Annotated in this window: 13 protein-coding genes; 5 read left to right on the forward strand and 8 right to left on the reverse strand. The window is 70.8% G+C overall.

The window, feature by feature from the left end; all coding sequences use genetic code 11:
• Window positions 1-3: 3 nt before the first annotated feature.
• On the reverse strand, window positions 4-1,620 hold the full coding sequence (locus AB0J64_RS26265) for an AMP-binding protein (protein ID WP_364031860.1): 1,617 nt from the start codon (window positions 1,618-1,620) through the stop codon (window positions 4-6).
• 85 nt (window positions 1,621-1,705) lie between these two features.
• On the opposite strand from AB0J64_RS26265, the gene AB0J64_RS26270 reads away from it, so the two are divergent.
• On the forward strand, window positions 1,706-2,575 hold the full coding sequence (locus tag AB0J64_RS26270; protein WP_364031863.1) for a LuxR C-terminal-related transcriptional regulator: 870 nt from the start codon (window positions 1,706-1,708) through the stop codon (window positions 2,573-2,575).
• Window positions 2,576-2,603: 28 nt separating this feature from the next.
• Here AB0J64_RS26270 and AB0J64_RS26275 read toward each other — a convergent pair whose 3' ends face one another.
• On the reverse strand, window positions 2,604-3,866 hold the full coding sequence (locus AB0J64_RS26275; RefSeq protein WP_364031866.1) for an extracellular solute-binding protein: 1,263 nt from the start codon (window positions 3,864-3,866) through the stop codon (window positions 2,604-2,606).
• A 42-nt stretch (window positions 3,867-3,908) separates the two neighbouring features.
• Entirely contained in the window at window positions 3,909-4,769 is an 861-nt protein-coding gene (locus AB0J64_RS26280) for an AraC family transcriptional regulator (RefSeq protein ID WP_364031869.1), read from the reverse strand.
• A 96-nt stretch (window positions 4,770-4,865) separates the two neighbouring features.
• On the opposite strand from AB0J64_RS26280, the gene AB0J64_RS26285 reads away from it, so the two are divergent.
• Window positions 4,866-5,645, forward strand: a complete 780-nt coding sequence (locus AB0J64_RS26285; RefSeq protein WP_364031872.1) for a phytanoyl-CoA dioxygenase family protein — start codon at window positions 4,866-4,868, stop codon at window positions 5,643-5,645.
• A gap of 45 nt (window positions 5,646-5,690) precedes the next feature.
• Here AB0J64_RS26285 and AB0J64_RS26290 read toward each other — a convergent pair whose 3' ends face one another.
• Window positions 5,691-8,579 carry a hypothetical protein gene (locus AB0J64_RS26290; RefSeq protein ID WP_364031875.1) on the reverse strand — a complete coding sequence of 963 codons (2,889 nt, stop codon included), beginning with the start codon at window positions 8,577-8,579 and terminating at the stop codon, window positions 5,691-5,693.
• 250 nt (window positions 8,580-8,829) lie between these two features.
• Here AB0J64_RS26290 and AB0J64_RS26295 point away from each other — a divergent pair, with 250 nt between their 5' ends.
• Window positions 8,830-9,813 (forward strand): hypothetical protein, encoded by a 984-nt coding sequence (locus tag AB0J64_RS26295; RefSeq protein ID WP_364031878.1) that lies wholly within the window; start codon window positions 8,830-8,832, stop codon window positions 9,811-9,813.
• A gap of 57 nt (window positions 9,814-9,870) precedes the next feature.
• Here the strand turns inward: AB0J64_RS26295 and AB0J64_RS26300 are convergent, their stop codons facing one another.
• The 4 genes from AB0J64_RS26300 to AB0J64_RS26315 all read right to left on the reverse strand — a co-directional run bounded on the left by AB0J64_RS26300 (window position 9,871) and on the right by AB0J64_RS26315 (window position 13,891).
• Window positions 9,871-10,788, reverse strand: a complete 918-nt coding sequence (locus tag AB0J64_RS26300; RefSeq protein WP_364031881.1) for a DinB family protein — start codon at window positions 10,786-10,788, stop codon at window positions 9,871-9,873.
• A gap of 190 nt (window positions 10,789-10,978) precedes the next feature.
• Entirely contained in the window at window positions 10,979-12,307 is a 1,329-nt protein-coding gene (locus AB0J64_RS26305) for a HAMP domain-containing sensor histidine kinase (protein WP_364031884.1), read from the reverse strand.
• Window positions 12,304-12,975, reverse strand: coding sequence for a response regulator transcription factor (locus tag AB0J64_RS26310; RefSeq protein ID WP_364031887.1), 672 nt, complete (start codon window positions 12,973-12,975; stop codon window positions 12,304-12,306). The genes AB0J64_RS26305 and AB0J64_RS26310 overlap by 4 nt, the downstream gene beginning before the upstream one ends.
• 304 nt (window positions 12,976-13,279) lie before the next feature.
• Window positions 13,280-13,891, reverse strand: coding sequence for a hypothetical protein (locus tag AB0J64_RS26315; RefSeq protein ID WP_364031890.1), 612 nt, complete (start codon window positions 13,889-13,891; stop codon window positions 13,280-13,282).
• Between the two features lie 287 nt (window positions 13,892-14,178).
• Between AB0J64_RS26315 and AB0J64_RS26320 the strand changes: the two genes are divergently transcribed.
• Both AB0J64_RS26320 and AB0J64_RS26325 read left to right on the forward strand, forming a co-directional pair.
• Window positions 14,179-14,799, forward strand: coding sequence for a helix-turn-helix domain-containing protein (locus tag AB0J64_RS26320; protein ID WP_364031893.1), 621 nt, complete (start codon window positions 14,179-14,181; stop codon window positions 14,797-14,799).
• A complete protein-coding gene (locus AB0J64_RS26325; protein WP_364031896.1) occupies window positions 14,796-14,996 on the forward strand; it encodes a ferredoxin in 201 nt (66 codons plus the stop codon). The genes AB0J64_RS26320 and AB0J64_RS26325 overlap by 4 nt, the downstream gene beginning before the upstream one ends.
• The last annotated feature ends 22 nt before the right edge of the window (window positions 14,997-15,018 follow it).

Raw genomic sequence — 15,018 nt, forward strand, 5'->3', positions numbered from 1 at the left:
CGGTCATGAGCGGCCGAGGATGGCGGCGGCCCGTTCGCGCATCTCCACCTTGCGGATCTTGCCCGTGACAGTCATGGGGAACGCGTCCACCACGTGGACGTACCGGGGGATCTTGTAGTGGGCGAGCCGGCCCGCGCAGAACTCCCTGATCCGCTCGGCCGTCAGCGGCTCGGCGCCCGGCCGCATGACGATCCAGGCCATGAGCTCCTCCCCGTACTTCTCGTCGGGCACGCCGATCACCTGGACGTCGCCGATGTCCGGGTGGCCGTACAGGAACTCCTCGATCTCGCGCGGGTAGATGTTCTCGCCGCCGCGGATGACCATGTCCTTGATGCGGCCCACGATGCTGACGTAGCCGTCGTCGTCCATGGTGGCCAGGTCGCCGGTGTGCATCCAGCGGGCGGCGTCCACGGCCTCGGCCGTGGCCTCCGGCTGACCCCAGTAGCCGAGCATGACCGAGTAGCCGCGGGTGCAGAGCTCGCCCGGCTCGCCCCGGGGGACGGCCAGGCGGGTCTCCGGGTCGACGACCTTGACCTCGATGTGCGGCATGACGCGGCCGACGGTCTCGGTGCGGCGGGCCAGGCCGTCGTCCCTGCGGGTCATCGTGGACACCGGTGAGGTCTCGGTCATGCCGTAGCAGATGGCGACCTCGGTCATGTTCATCTCGCTGACGACGCGTTTCATGACCTCGACGGGGCACGGGGAGCCCGCCATGATGCCCGTTCTGAGGGTCGAAAGGTCGAAATTTCCGGACCCGGGCAGGGCGGCGAGCTCGGCGATGAACATCGTCGGCACCCCGTACAGGGACGTGCACCGCTCCTCCTGCACGGCGCGCAGCGTCGCCTCCGGGTCGAACCCCGGCGACGGCAGCACGACGCACGAGCCGTGCGAGGTCGCGCCGAGGTTGCCCATCACCATCCCGAAGCAGTGGTAGAGCGGCACCGGCAGGCACACCCGGTCCGCCTCCGTGTAGCCGAGCAGCTCGCCGACGAAGTAGCCGTTGTTGAGGATGTTGTGGTGGGAGAGCGTGGCGCCCTTGGGGAAGCCGGTGGTCCCCGACGTGTACTGGATGTTGATCGGGTCGTCGAACGCCAGCCGCGCCGCCCGTTCCCGCAGCGCCGCCGGGTCGCCGCGCCTGCCGTTCTCGACCAGTTCGTCCCATCCCGGCTCGCCGATGAACACGGCGTCCTCGAACCCGATCTCCCCGATCATCGCCCGGTAGTCGCTGGTCTTGTGCGCGACCGCGCTGATCAGCAGCCGCATGCCGGACTGCTTCACGACGTAGGCCAGTTCGTGGGCCCGGTACGCGGGGTTGACGTTGACCAGGATCGCGCCGATCTTGGCGGTGGCGTACTGGACGAGCACCCACTCCGCGCAGTTGGGCGCCCAGATGCCCACCCGGTCGCCCTTGGCGATGCCGCGGGCCAGCAGGCCGAGCGCCACCTCGTTCACGGCGGCGTCCAGCTCCGCGTAGGTCCAGCGGCGCCCGGCCGCCACGTCCACCAGCGCCTCCCGCCCGCCGAAGCGCGCCACGGTGCGCTCGAAGTTCTCCCCGATCGTCTCGCCCAGCAGGGGGACCTCGGACACGCCCGAGGCGTACGAGAGCAGTGCGTCAGCCATGCCCGGAGGATTCCCCCGTATCCGGCTCCCCGCCACCCCCGTTCGGGGGTGGCTCTCGCCGCCAGGCCTGGTCCATGCTGGTGCCATGGCCGCACCGCACGCGCCCGCCGCCCGTGAACGTGAGACGTTCCAGACTGCCGTGGGCAGGCTGCGGCGCGCCACCGGGCTGCCCGTCGCGTTCGGCGGCCTGGTGGGGAGCCGCTCTCACGGCGTCACGCTGACGGAGTTCAGCGGCACCCTGACCGGCGTGCTGCGCGGCCTCGTCGTCAGCTCGGGCAACGGGCTCGGCGGCCGGGTGATCACCACCGCCCGGCCCGGCGCCGTCGACGACTACACCGCCGACCCGCGCATCAGCCACGAGTACGACACACCGGTCAACGTCGAGGGCCTGCGGGCCATCGCGGCCGTGCCGGTCACCGTGGACGGCGCGGTGTCAGGCGTCCTGTACGGCGGGATCCGCGAGCCGCTGTCGATCAGCGACCGCGTGGTGGACGCCATGACGCAGGTCGCCCTGCGGCTGGGCTTCGAGCTGTCCGTACGGCGTGAGGTGGAGCGCCGGCTGGCCGAGATGGAGACGGCGGCGATCACCCGCGCCGCCCGCGAGTCGCCGACCGCCGGTGAGTGGGAGGCGGTCCGCCAGGCGCACGCCGAGCTCAGGGCCATCACGCAGGACGTCGCCGACGACGGGATCCGGGCCCGCCTCCAGGACGTCTGCGACCGGCTGGCCGGCTCGAACGGCCGGGCCGCCCCGGATCGGGCGAGCCTGCTGTCGCCGCGCGAGCTCGACGTCCTCGCCCTGGTCGCGGTGGGCTGCGGCAACGCGGAGACCGGCGTCCGGCTCGGGATCCGGCCGGAGACGGTCAAGAGCTACCTGCGCAACGCCATGCGCAAGCTGGGCACCCACACCCGCATGGAGACCGTCGTCGCCGCCCGCCGCCGCGGCTTGCTGCCCTGACCCCGGCCTCCGCACGGCGCGGCGCCGGTCAGTTCCCCTGCTGGTGGGTGCTCCAGTACTCGTCGGCGGCGGCCTGGATGTCCGTGAGGACCTTCTGATAGGTGTCCGGCTTGACGACGAAGGCGCCGAAGCCGTCCAGCGCGGCGGTGAGCACGGGCGGCGGCGTGGCCTCGAAATAGCGGTTGACCAGGCGATACTCCCCGCTCCCCGCCGCCTTGCTGACCTCGGCGATGGCCTGGTCGGCGATGGCCACCTTCGGGTTGGCCGACACGTCGCCCCTGGCGGTGGACCACTTCTCCTGCGCGGCCGAGCCGACCCACCACTTGAGGTACTTCATGCTGGCGTCGGGGTCGGGCGCCTTGGCCAGCGAGCAGAGCGGACCGCTCTCGAAGATCATCGAGGTCTTGGGCAGGGCCGGGTTGACGTTCGGGATGACGAAGAAGCCGTAGTCGGTGCCCGCCTTGAGGTCGCGCTGCGTCATGCTCGTGTTGAACCACGTGCCGAACGACACCATCGCCGCCTTGCCGGTCTTGAGCACGTCGCCCGGGTCGGTCTTGTCGCCCGGGTTGGTGAAGTAACCGGCGTCGATCATCGACTTCCACCGCTTCATCACGTCCACCACGCCGGGATCGGTGTACTTCGCCTGCCCGGTCGCGAGACGGTCGTAGAGGTCGGGGTCGGTGCCGGCGAGGAGCTGCTCGAACCACACGAAGGAGAACAGCACCGACGTGTGGTAGAACGCGGTCACCCCGTTCTTCTTCAGCGTGTCGGCGACCTTGACCAGCTCGTCCCACGTGGTCGGGGGCTTGAGCTGATACTTGTCGAAGATCGACTTGTTGTAGAACATGCCCCAGTACGCCGCGTTCAGCGGCACGCAGTACTGCTTGCCACCCACCGTGTAGTACTTGGCCAGATCCGCCGAGAGGTCGCCGTTCTTGATCGCCTCCTGCCAGATCGGCGTCGTCTCCGACACCTGCTTCTGGGCGACGATCTCCGCCAGCCGGCCGCCCGTCGTCCAGGTGAACAGGTCGGGCTTCACGTCCGTGCGGAAGGACGCCTTGATGAACGCCTGGTACGTCGGCTCGTCGGTGTAGCCGACGGGCTTCATCGACAGGCCGATCTGCTGCTTGGACAGGCTGCCCATCTCGTCGAAGTACTTGCTCCAGGCGCCCTTGTCGTTGTAGAGCTTCAGCTCCGTCTTGCCGGCGGCCTGCTTCGGGGTGGACCCGCCGGAGGAGCAGGCGGCGAGGGCGAGGCAGACGGCGGCGGCGATACCAAGTGACCGGATCATGCCCGGCCTCCTCTTCGATCTTTGGGGGGTTGAGTCATCTAATCACTTGATATCTTGGGTGTCCATAGGGACGACCGCCCGCCGCGTAACCTCCCGGTAACGTCGGGGCGCCATGCCGTACCTCTCCTGGAAGAGCCGGCCGAAGTACGACTGGCCGGAGAAGCCGCAGCGCTGGGCGATCCGGCCGATGCCCTCCGTCGTCGTGGCCAGCAGCAGGGCGGCGTGCTCCAGCCGGCGTCCGGCCACGAACGCGACCGGTGTGCACCCGTAGTGCCTGCGCATCGAGCGGGCCAGGTGACCCGAGCTGACCGCGGCCATCGCCAGCAGCCTGGGCAGGCCCTCCCGCAGGTTCTCCTCGCGGCTCATCGCGGCGCAGGCCGACACCAGCCAGCCGGGCCGCGGGTCCACGGCCGTGCCGTCGGCGCGCTCCAGCAGGGGGACAACCGCCGTCCAGAGCCCGACCAGGTCGAGGACGCGGGGCACGCCCGGATAGGCGCCCAGTACGCGGCCGAACTCCGCCGCCACCGGCCCGTCGAGCTCGGTGCGCGCCGACAGCGGGAGCTCACGGCGATCCCAGTCCGCCGGCCCCGCGAGCCCCGCCAGGTCGGCGAAGGCGCGCCAGCGCTCGCTCGGGAAGGCGATGTTGACGAAGCGCATGCCGTCGGTCGAGGAGAACTCGTGGCGGTCGTGCGGGCGTACCAGCACCACGTCGCCCGCGCGCAGCGGCAGCTCCGCCTCGCCGACTCTCTGCGCGCCCGTCCCCGCGGTCACGAAGACGAGCTCGTGGAAGTCCGCGTGACTGTGCGGCTCGGGCCGGTCCCTGCGGCTGCCCCTCACCGGCACCAGGGCCGCGTGGTACGGCAGGCCGGCCGCGAACTCGGCCCAGCGCAGGACGGTCGGCATGTCAGGAAATTAATACTTATGGAGCGGCGAGTACTAGTAACTCCCGGCCCGAAGACCGAAGAATCCGGATCGACGCCCACCTCGCACAAGGAGCACATGGTGATCACGGAAGTCGACCGGACCCTCCAGGACTACGACCGCGACGGCTACACGATCTTCCGCGACGTCCTCGACCCCGGCCTGATCGCCGAGGCGAGCGAGCACGTCGCCTGGCTCCAGGCCAGGCACCCGGACCGGCTCGGCGAGGACCTGGGCACCGAGCTGGTCGCCGGCGACCCCTTCTGGGTGCGGCTGGTCAGCGACGGCCGGCTGCTCGACCTCGCCGAGCTCTTCGTCGGCCCGGACATCGCGCTGTTCGCCTCGCACTACATCAGCAAGCCGCCCTTCTCCGGCAAACCGGTCCTGTGGCACCAGGACGGCGCGTACTGGCCGCTGGAGCCGATGCGCGTCGTCACGCTCTGGCTGGCCGTGGACGAGGCCACGCCCGAGAACGGCTGCATGCGCGTGATCCCCGGCTCGCACCGGCAGGACCTGCACGAGCTGCGGCAGCGCGACGACATCGACAACGTGCTCGGCTCGGAGAGCGCGGTGACCGTGGACGAGTCGCAGGCCGTGGACCTCGTCCTCGCGCCCGGCGACGTGGAGGTCCACCACCCCAACATCCTGCACGCCTCCAACGCCAACACCTCGCCGCGCCGCCGCTGCGGCCTGACCATCCGCTACATCCCGACCTCGACCCGGATCACGAGCGAGCAGCAGCCGTTCGTCTCCGCCCTGCTGCTGCGCGGGCAGCCGGGCGTCAACGTGTACCAGCCGTTCCCGGTGTACGTGGAAGGCGAGCACATGCCGTTCGCGGACTCCGGAAAGTGGGCCTGACAGGGAAGAGCGCCGCCCGGAGGCCGGGCGGCGCTCAGGGGTCCGCTAGTAGCGCTCGGCCACGCCCGAGTTGATCTCGGTGAGGGCCAGCGTGCTGTCGGTGTAGCGGACGAGGTTGCCCAGGCCCGGTGGCTGGGCCAGAGTGGCCTGGGCGTACCGGACGGCGTCGCCGACCGCGCTCAGGCCCAGGCGGCGGATGGTGATCGTGTCGACCGCGGTGCCCGCGTTGATCCGGCGCGTGGCCAGGTTGAACGCCGTGGCCAGCAGCTCCGCCTGGAGTGTGCGCGGCTGCGTCACCGGCAGCGTCAGCACCGCCGACGCCTCCTGCTGGGACAGCGCGCCGTCGGGCGTGGAGCCGTCGGCGCCGTCGAAGCGGGTGTCGGTGGCCTGGACGCGGGCCAGCACCTCCGCGGTGCGCAGGTCGTTCCGGAGCGCCCATACCGTGGAGAGCAGCGGCGTCCTGCTGGGCGCGACCTCGGTCACCGAGGTCGCCGCCGAGGCCGTGACCGGTGCGAACCCGCAGGCCCCGCCGGCGTTCCGGTACGCCACGGACACCTGGCCGGTGTACGCGGTGCCCGCGGTGGCCAGCAGCGTCGGCCGCGCCGTGAAGACGATCTTCTTGTCGCCGGAGGCGGCGGGCAGGGTGCCCACCTTCCAGACCAGCGTCCTGGTGCCGTCGGCGTTGAGCGTCACCGAGTCCGGCTTCGGCCCGGCGCCCTGGTCGAGCGCCTGGCTGTAGTAGACGCCGGCCGGCAGCGTGCCGGTGACAGCGACGTTCGAGGCGGCGCCGCCGCCGGTGTTGGCGTACGTGACGGTGTAGGTGATCGCCTCCCCGGCGTTCACCGCGGCCGTCGCCGTCATGCCCGCCGTCAGCACCGGCGCGCGGACCGTGGTCGTGGCCTGCGCGGCGTTGTCCCTGGTGTACGGGTCGGGCACGCCGTCGGTGTCCTTGCCCGCGACGGTGACGCGGTTGGTGAGCACCGTGCCGTCGGCCGTGTCGCACGGCACCTGGTAGGTGAACTTCGGCGCGACGGTGTGGACGGCCCCGCCCGCCAGGTCGGGCAGCGAGCGCTGCTGTGTGGTGCCGTCGGGCAGCGTGTCGGTGACCGAGACGCCGGTCGCGGTGCCGGGCCCGAGGTCGGTCACGTCCACCGTGTAGCTCACGGTGTCGCCGCCGCCGGCCTCATTCTGGTCGGCCGACTTCGTGACCTTCAGGTCGGCCTTCTGGGTCATGGCCAGGATCGTCTGCTGGGTCAGCTCCTCCGGCACGCTGCGCCGCACGCCGTCCGCGAAGAAGCCGACGTCGAGCCGCGGGTTGTACTGGATGTTGGCCCAGTCGTCGAACCCGTTCAGGGTCTCCCCGGCACTGGCGGTGTCGCACCGCTTGATCGAGTCGATGACGTTGATGTCAGCCGGGATGTTGACCTCCTTGTCGCCTTTCTCGCCGTTCCAGTCGATGCGGCCGTCGTTGGCGGGCCAGACCTTGGGCTTGCCCTTGAGGCCGTACACGATGTTGCGGGTGGGATGGGGTGTCCCGTACACGCCCTTGTTCTCGTCGAGGCCGGCCTCTTTGAGCGGCGTGGTGAGCGCGGTGCCCCTGACCGCGCTGGAGTAGTCCAGCGGGCGCGAGGAGTCCATGTTCGCGAACTGCAGGGTGTAGTTCATCACGCTGAGGTAGTTGGGCTTGCAGTTGATGGCGTCGCCGCCGCCGTGGCCCAGGCTCAGCGTGTGGCCGAGCTCGTGCATGAAGGTCGCCGCCTCGGCGTTGCGCCGGCCGCCTGCTCTGTTGATGGTCGTGGAGCTGAGCGCGCCCATCGTGACGATGAAGTCGTTGCCGCCCGTGGGGCCCGCGGGGTCCCACTCGGAGGAGCCGGACGACTTGGTGTCCTCGCTGAAGGTGTCACCGAAGATCATGTAGCGGAACACCTGCCGCTTGGCGTTCAGGATGTTCGCGCAGTTCGGGCTCCTGCGGTCGTCGGGGGTGCCGAAGAAGCCCGGGCACTCACCGGGCACCTGGTGGCGTCCCTTGAGGTCGTTGAAGTCGTCCTGCGTGCCCCCGCCGTCGGTCTTGAACAGGATGTCGTGCACCAGCGGCACCTGTTCGCCCTTCATCGCGTGCAGGGTGACCCCGCGGAACCCGCCCGGCGAATCGGGATCAGGATCGACCGGCGCGGCGGCGAACGCCTGGACGACGTCGTCGAGCGCCCCGTTCTGCGGATCGAATCCCGTCATGTAGTCCGCCTCGACGAACAGGTCCTTGCGGTACGGCAGAGCGTTGTACGGCGCCTTGCCCAGCGGCAGGTCGATCAGGGTGTCACCGTTGACGTCGAGGCCGCCCGTGGGCGTCTCCCAGCCGTTCATGATGCCGTCGCCGTCGGTGTCGGTCTCGTTCAGCACGTCCTTGCAGTGCGGGGTGCTGATGGTGAAGTACGCCCGTGCCGAGTCGTCGCCGGTGCCCTCGCTCTCCCCGGCCAGCGTCGGCAGGTTCGCCCCCTGCTGTGTGGTCAGGCCGCTGCCGGTGAACACGCACGTGAACAGGTCGAACTCGAGATCGAGGTAGTCCCTGCCCTTGACCCAGTGGATGACGTCGTCCTGGGTCAGGTCGTCCTGGTCCCACAGCTCCAGATGGATGGCGATCCGGTTGTGCGACTCGTCCACGGTGGCCTGGTGGACCCAGTTGGTGGTGAAGTCCTTCCCGTGGGCGCAGCAGAAATCGTCCCGGCCGTCGAACAGGCCCTGGTTGTCGATGTTGAACTTCGGATAGTAGTCGTTCCCGCAGGCCTCGCCGTCGCCCTCGTTGCAGGACAGCTCGACCACCCTGTACAGGCTCACGGTGACCTTGTGGGTGTCCGCCTGGGCCGGAGTGACGCCCACGAGCGCCACTCCGGCCAGCACCAGGAGCGTCACCGCCAGCGACTTCGCGCAAAGCCGCATTCTGCGTAAAGCTCTCACACTTGCACCTCCCCGTCACATGACTCGATTGCCTCAGAGTCGCCGGGGTGGCGCGGTTCGCACCTGAGTAAGGGACTACTCAACCGGCACGGGCGTACCTGGAGGCGGCCGCGCGCCGACTGACCGGAGTTCGCACAGGATTGTCCGGTCCCGGACACGCGATACGGGAAACGACCGGCTCAACGGCCGCGATATGGGAGCGTTGGCAGTCACTCCATGAATGCGACCTGCGATGACGTACACCGTCCATGTGAAGACGGAGTTCGCTCACCTGGAGCTCCGCGAGGTCCTGCAGTCCCGTCCCGGCGTGCTGCTCGGCGTCTCCGACGCAGCCGAGGCCACGCTCGCCACCATCCCGGTCCGTACCGTCTACGATCTCGCCCTCTCTGGAGCGTTCCGTGATGCCGCGCGGGTCGTGGAGGCCGCGGCCGATCCCCACTCGGTCGTCGGCGTCGCGGTCAACAGGGCGCTGCCGGTGGCCCAGACCGTCAACGGCGCGGCCACCGCGCGCACGGCGCTGAACGCGATACTCGGCGCCTGCGCGGCCCACGGCGTGGCGGACCTGAACCCGGTCAGCTATGTCCTGGCCACCGCGCACCACGAGTCGGCGATGGGCAGGTACACCACCGAGCTTTCCAACGGCATCTCCACCGACACCGTGTTCACCCGCGACGCGTACTTCTTCAACGCCATCCCCGGCCAGAAGAGCAGCTACAACACGCTCGCCGGCAACATCAAGGCCGGCAAGGCGCTGAAGGACGCGGGCGAGATCAGCACCGCCGAGGACGTCGCCCTGTGGAACGGCACCGCCTACCCGGACGCGCAGCCGGTCGCCGTCAAGAAGGCGGCCAGGAAGTGCGACTTCATGGTCTTCATCGGCCGGGGTTACGTGCAGGTCACCGGTCGGGCGAACTACGCCAAGTTCAGCAACCTGGCCTCGCTGGCGAAGCTGGACCTGGTGGCCGGCCCGGAGAACGCCGCCAAGCCGGCGGTCGCGGCGGGGATCATGGTGCTGGGGATGCGGGACGGGATGTTCCGCGGCAACCACAAGCTGGCCGACTACGACCTGCCGGCCAAGTGGGACGCGACCAACGCCCGCAACATCGTCAACGCCGACGTCGCCACGTACGGGGCGAAGATCCGGGAACTGGCCGAGAAGTACAAGGCGGCACTGACCCAGATCGCCAAGCTGGACGAGTCGAAGCCACTGGCCTGACCTCACGGCCCCCGCGAGCTGATCGGTCGGCAGCGGGGGCCGGAGTGCATCCGGGTGTCAGGCCGTGCCGGCGGCCTGCTGCCGCTGGAGGTAGTCGGCGGCTTCCTCCTGGCCGAACCACTCGGCCCAGCCGAGCGGGGTGACCTGGTACATCGAATCGGTGACGGTCAGATCGGCGCCGCGCCCGACCAGCAGCCGCAGGGTCTCGACCTGGCCGGTGGCGGCGGCGTAGTGGGCCGGGACCCGGCCGGACGCGGAGCGGGCATTGACGTCGAAGCCCAGCTCGACGAGCACGTCCACCGCGGGCCAGCGCTGCAGCGCGGCCGCCTCGACCAGCAGGGCGGGACGCTCGGCACGCATGCGCGCGAGCAGCGCCGGGTCCTTCTCGAGCATGGCGTCGATCTCCGCTCGCTCGCCGCGCAAACAGGTGAGCACGAACGGGTCCTGCGGCCCGAGCTGACGGTAGAAGTCGCGCACGACGCCGATCTCGGCTCCGTGGTGGATGAGCTCGTCGAGGATGTGCAGGGCGAAGGCGGTGCCGTCCTGCTCGGCGTACGGTCCCGCGATCGGCCCCATGGGCCGGGCGAGATCGTCCCCGCTCAGGCCGGCCAACCGCCGCCGCCACACGGCATAGGCATGCTCCAGCGCCCGCAATGCGTCGGCGGCGGTGCCCGGCACCCCGGGCAGCCCGTCCTGTGGTGATGGCCGGTGCCCGAACCAGGTCGCCGTCCGCTCGGCCTGCAGCACGTCGATCAGGTGCGTGACGCGCCAGGCCACCGTGGTGAACGGCGGCGGCTCGGGCGGCAGCAGTGCCCCGTCGGCTTCGTACGAGCCGTCCGCGCCGGGACGGATCGTCCAGCACTCTGGCACCGGCTCCCAGAGGTACTCCTCCTCGGTCAGGCCCTCCAGCCGGTCGCGCAGGCGCTGCCAGGCAAAGTCGGACAGGTCCACCAGGTTGTCCAGAAGTGTCGCCATGGACGGCACGCTACGCGCACTCCAGTACTGACCTGGTCACGGCCCGATCCTGAGGAGTTGCTTCCCCCCATGCTCGACCGCGAAAGGCTCGTGTCCGCGTTCGATGTGCTGGGGCTGGAGGCGACCACATCGCCCACCGGTGGAGCAGAGACCCGGCAGGCGTCGGACGACCTCCTGCGCCGGTTTTGTGTCAGGTCGCCAGGGGGAGTGACAGGACGAGCCGGACCCCTTGTGGGAGCGGCTCCGCCCGTACCGTGCCCTCGTGTGCCTCGGCGATCTGCCGCACGATAGCCAGGCCGAGCCCCGAGCCGGGCAGCGAGCGGGCCTCATCGGCGCGGTAGAACCGGTCGAAGACGAACGGCAGGTCCTTGGGCGCGATGCCGGGCCCCTGGTCGGCGACCGACAGCGTGCCCGAGGGGTCCACCCGCACCAGCACCTCGCCCCCCGCCGGGCTCCACTTGACGGCGTTGTCGACGAGGTTGGCGACGGCGCGTTCGACGGCGTCCGGGTCCGCGCGCACCAGGCACTCGGTGAGCTCGGCCCGTAGCCGCACATGGGGCGCGCGCGTCTCCGCCCTGGCGAGCACACGCTCTGCCACCAGGTCGAGGCGGATGTCCTCGAGGTGGATCTGCGTGTCGCCGTACCGGGCGAGCTCCACCAGGTCGTTGACCAGTACCCGGAGCTCCCCGGCCTGCGCGCGGGCCTCCCGCACCAGGGCGGGGGCCTGCGGATCGGCGGTGCCGCGTCCTTCCCCCAGCAGCTCCAGATTGGTGATGAGGCTGGTCAGCGGGGTACGCAGCTCGTGCGACGCGTCGGCCACCAGGCGCCGCTGGGCCAGCAGGGACTCGTGCAGCGCGCCCGTCATCGTGGCGAAGGACCGGGCCAGCCGGGCCACCTCGTCGCGCCCGCTGCCGTCCAGGCCGCCGGCGGTGAGCGTACGGGTGGCGGTGACGTGCTCGACCACTTCGGTCAGGCGGCCGATGGGACGCAGCACCCGCCCGGCGAGCAGCCGCGCGCCCAGCCCGGCGATCAGCGCGCCGCCCAGCGTCAGCGCCGCCAGCAGGAGTTTCAGCCTGCCCAGCGTCGCGTCGTCCCGGTCCAGCGCGAACGCGGTGCGTACCAGCCCCTGGCCCATCTGGGTCAGCGGAGCCGTGTAGACGCGGTAGCGCAGCCCGTCGTAGGTCACGTCCTGGAAGTACGGGCTGCTCTTGCCCCACGCGACCGTGACGTCCTGGACGGTAAGCGGGACGAAACCGGCCGTCGGACCTGGTCCCACGGGATCCGGGAAGAACTGCAGCAGCGTGTCCCCCACGTTGACCGGACGCGTGGGCAGGGGCGCGTCGGTGGCCTTGAACGATTCCAGCAGGCGGGGGGCCTGCCCGGCGGCCTGCACCAGCTCGCCGTCGTGCTGCCCGGCCAGCCCGGACGCCATCGACGGATACAGCACGAGCGAGGCTGCCAGCAGCGCGGCCGCCACCACGGCCGCCCCCGCCAGCGCGACCCTGGTCCGCAGCTTCACGGCTCCTCCCGCAGCACGTACCCCAGCCCGCGCACCGTCTGGATCAATCGCGGCTCGCCTCCGGCCTCCAGCTTCGCCCGCAGATAGCTGATGTAGACCCACAACGCGTTGGAGGACGGGCCGAAGTCGTACCCCCAGACGGCGTCGAAGATCACGCCGCGGCTCAGCACCCGGTTGGGGTTGCGCAGGAACACCTTCAGCAGCGTGTACTCGGTCCTGGTCAGGTCGAGCACCCGCGCGCCGCGGGAGGCCCGGCAGGCCGCGGTGTCCAGCTCCAGGTCTGCGAAGCGCAGGACCTCCTCCGCCGCGCCGCTGCGCCGCAGCAGGGCGCGCAGGCGGGCCCGCAACTCCTCCAGCGCGAACGGCTTGACCAGGTAGTCGTCGGCCCCGGCATCCAGCCCGGCCACCCGGTCGGCGACCAGGTCGCGGGCGGTGAGCATCAGGATCGGCGTACGGTCTCCACCGGCCCTGAGCCGGCGGCACACCTCCAGCCCGTTCAGCCCGGGCATCATGATGTCCAGCACCACCGCGTCCTGCCGCCCGCCGCCGGCCGCCTCCAGCGCCCGCAGGCCGTCGGCGGCGGTGCTCACGTGGTAGCCCTCGCGGGCGAGCGCACGCGCCAGCGAGCGGCGCACCGCCTCGTCGTCATCGGCCACTAGGACGTGCATGATGACACTCTCCTCGCCCAGGCCGCCGCCGCCCAGCCCTTTGCGAGCGCCCGCCCGCTGTTCGCCGCTTCACGACCTTACGCGGGTCCCCGTCGGCTGCTCGCCGCTTCACGGCCTTTCGCGCCTCCGGCTGAGGCCGTGCGCCGGGGGCCGGCCGGCCGCTCGAGGCATGGGGGACGCCGCACGTGGGTTCGGACAGCCGGGCAGGATGGCCATCGCCCAGCCCTCGCGAGCTCCCGTGGCGCCGTCCGGCTCCTGGGTGAAGCTCTCGGCGGCCGGTCGCCCGTCCGGCTGTCCTTCGGGCTCAGGAGCCCGGCGTCTTGGCAGGCTCCGGCGTGCCGAAGCGGTCCGGTGCCTTGGGGTCCGGTGTCTCGAAGCGGTCCGGTGCCTTGGGGTCCGGTGTCTTGAGGTCCGGCCTGGCGATGCCGTCCGGCGTGCCGTCCCTCGGAGGCGCGAACGCCTGCTTGATCGCGCGCAGCGCCTGGTTCAGCCGATCCGCCGGCACACCCAGCCGCTCAGCCACCGCCGCGAACTCCGGCGAGTCCGGCTTCATCCCGCCCTTCTGGGAGAGCAGGTCAAGCTCCTGCACGGCGGCGGCAGCCCGGTCGAGCCCGACGCCCAGCGTATCGGCCAGTGCCTGGGCCAGTTTCCCTGAATCGATGGACGCGGGTTGCTTCACGTCGGCCGAGCAGGTCGAGCCGTCCTTGCCGGGATCGGCACCCCGGGTCCGGGCCGCCTCGGCCTTCGCCGCCTCCTCTTCCTTCATCTTCGCGATGTCGGAAGGCGAGCACGTCGCCGCCTTCGCGCACGGATCGTCGGTGACGCCCTGCGACGGTGTGGCCGCCCTTGCCCCCGACCCGCCGAGCACCAGTACCGCGACCATCCCGGCGGCCAGGCCGGCCTTTCGTCGGTCCATGTCGCTTCTCCTCCCGACCGCCCGGCCGGCACCTCCGGCCGGTGGCTGCTGCCAAGCCAACCCGGCCGACCTTCACAGAGCCGTCGGCGAACCTTAGAGAAGCCGTAGAAGGCAGAGGTTCAGGAGACGGGGACACCTCTCAGGCGGGGGAGCACGTACTCGCCCACCCGGTACGCCTCCTCCAGGTGCGGCCAGCCGGACCGGACGGCCTCGCCGCGCAACCTGGACCGGCGCGACCTCGGCGCTTGTCTTGACGTACGAAATGAAGGAACTTTAAATTCAGCTCCATGGGCCGCATAGCGGGCGTCACCGCAGCTGAGACGCGTGAACGGTTGCTGCAGGCGGCCGCCGAGGTGTTCGCCGAGCGCGGCTATGACGGCACGCGCGTCGCCGACATCGCCGCGGCGGCCGGCGTCAGCAACGGCGCGCTGTACGCGCACTTCAGCTCCAAGGCCGACCTGCTCGTGTCCGCGCTGAAGGCGCACGGGCCGCTGATGCTGGCCAAGCTGCTCGCCGCCGCCCCCGACCGGTCGGTCGCGGAGCTGCTCCTCATCGTCGGCCGCTGGCTGCCGCGCCGTGAGGGGGCTCCCGGCCACCTGATCGTCGAGGCACTGGTCGCGGCCCGCCGCGACCAGGAGGTCGCCCACCCGATGCGCGACTACCTGGGCGAGCGGGCCGACTGGCTCGCCGACCTGGTACGCGCGGGCCAGGCCGGCGGCGAGCTGGACCCCGCCCTGCCCCCGGACGCGCTGGCCCACTTCTGCCTGCTGCTCTCCATGGGCAGCGCACTCATCACGCCGAACCTGCACGCGGTGGACGACGAGGAGTGGTCGGCGGTGCTCACCCGCGTCGTGGCCGCATTCGCCCCACCGGCAACACCGCACACGGAAGCGGAGCACGCACAGTGAAAGTACGCATCGATCCTGAGCGCTGCCAGGGACACGGCCGCTGCTACGACCTGGCCCCCGGCCTGTTCGCCGAGGACGGCGAGGGCTACGGGCAGGTGATCGGTGAGGGCGTCGTGCCGCCGGAGGAGGAGAAGGCGGCGCGCCTGGCCGTCGCCAACTGCCCGGAACGGGCGATCGACATCGTCGAGGAGCCGTGAGACGGCCGCTCCGGCCGTTACG

The organism is Nonomuraea sp. NPDC049695, from assembly GCF_040674955.1.
Classification (GTDB): domain Bacteria; phylum Actinomycetota; class Actinomycetes; order Streptosporangiales; family Streptosporangiaceae; genus Nonomuraea; species Nonomuraea helvata.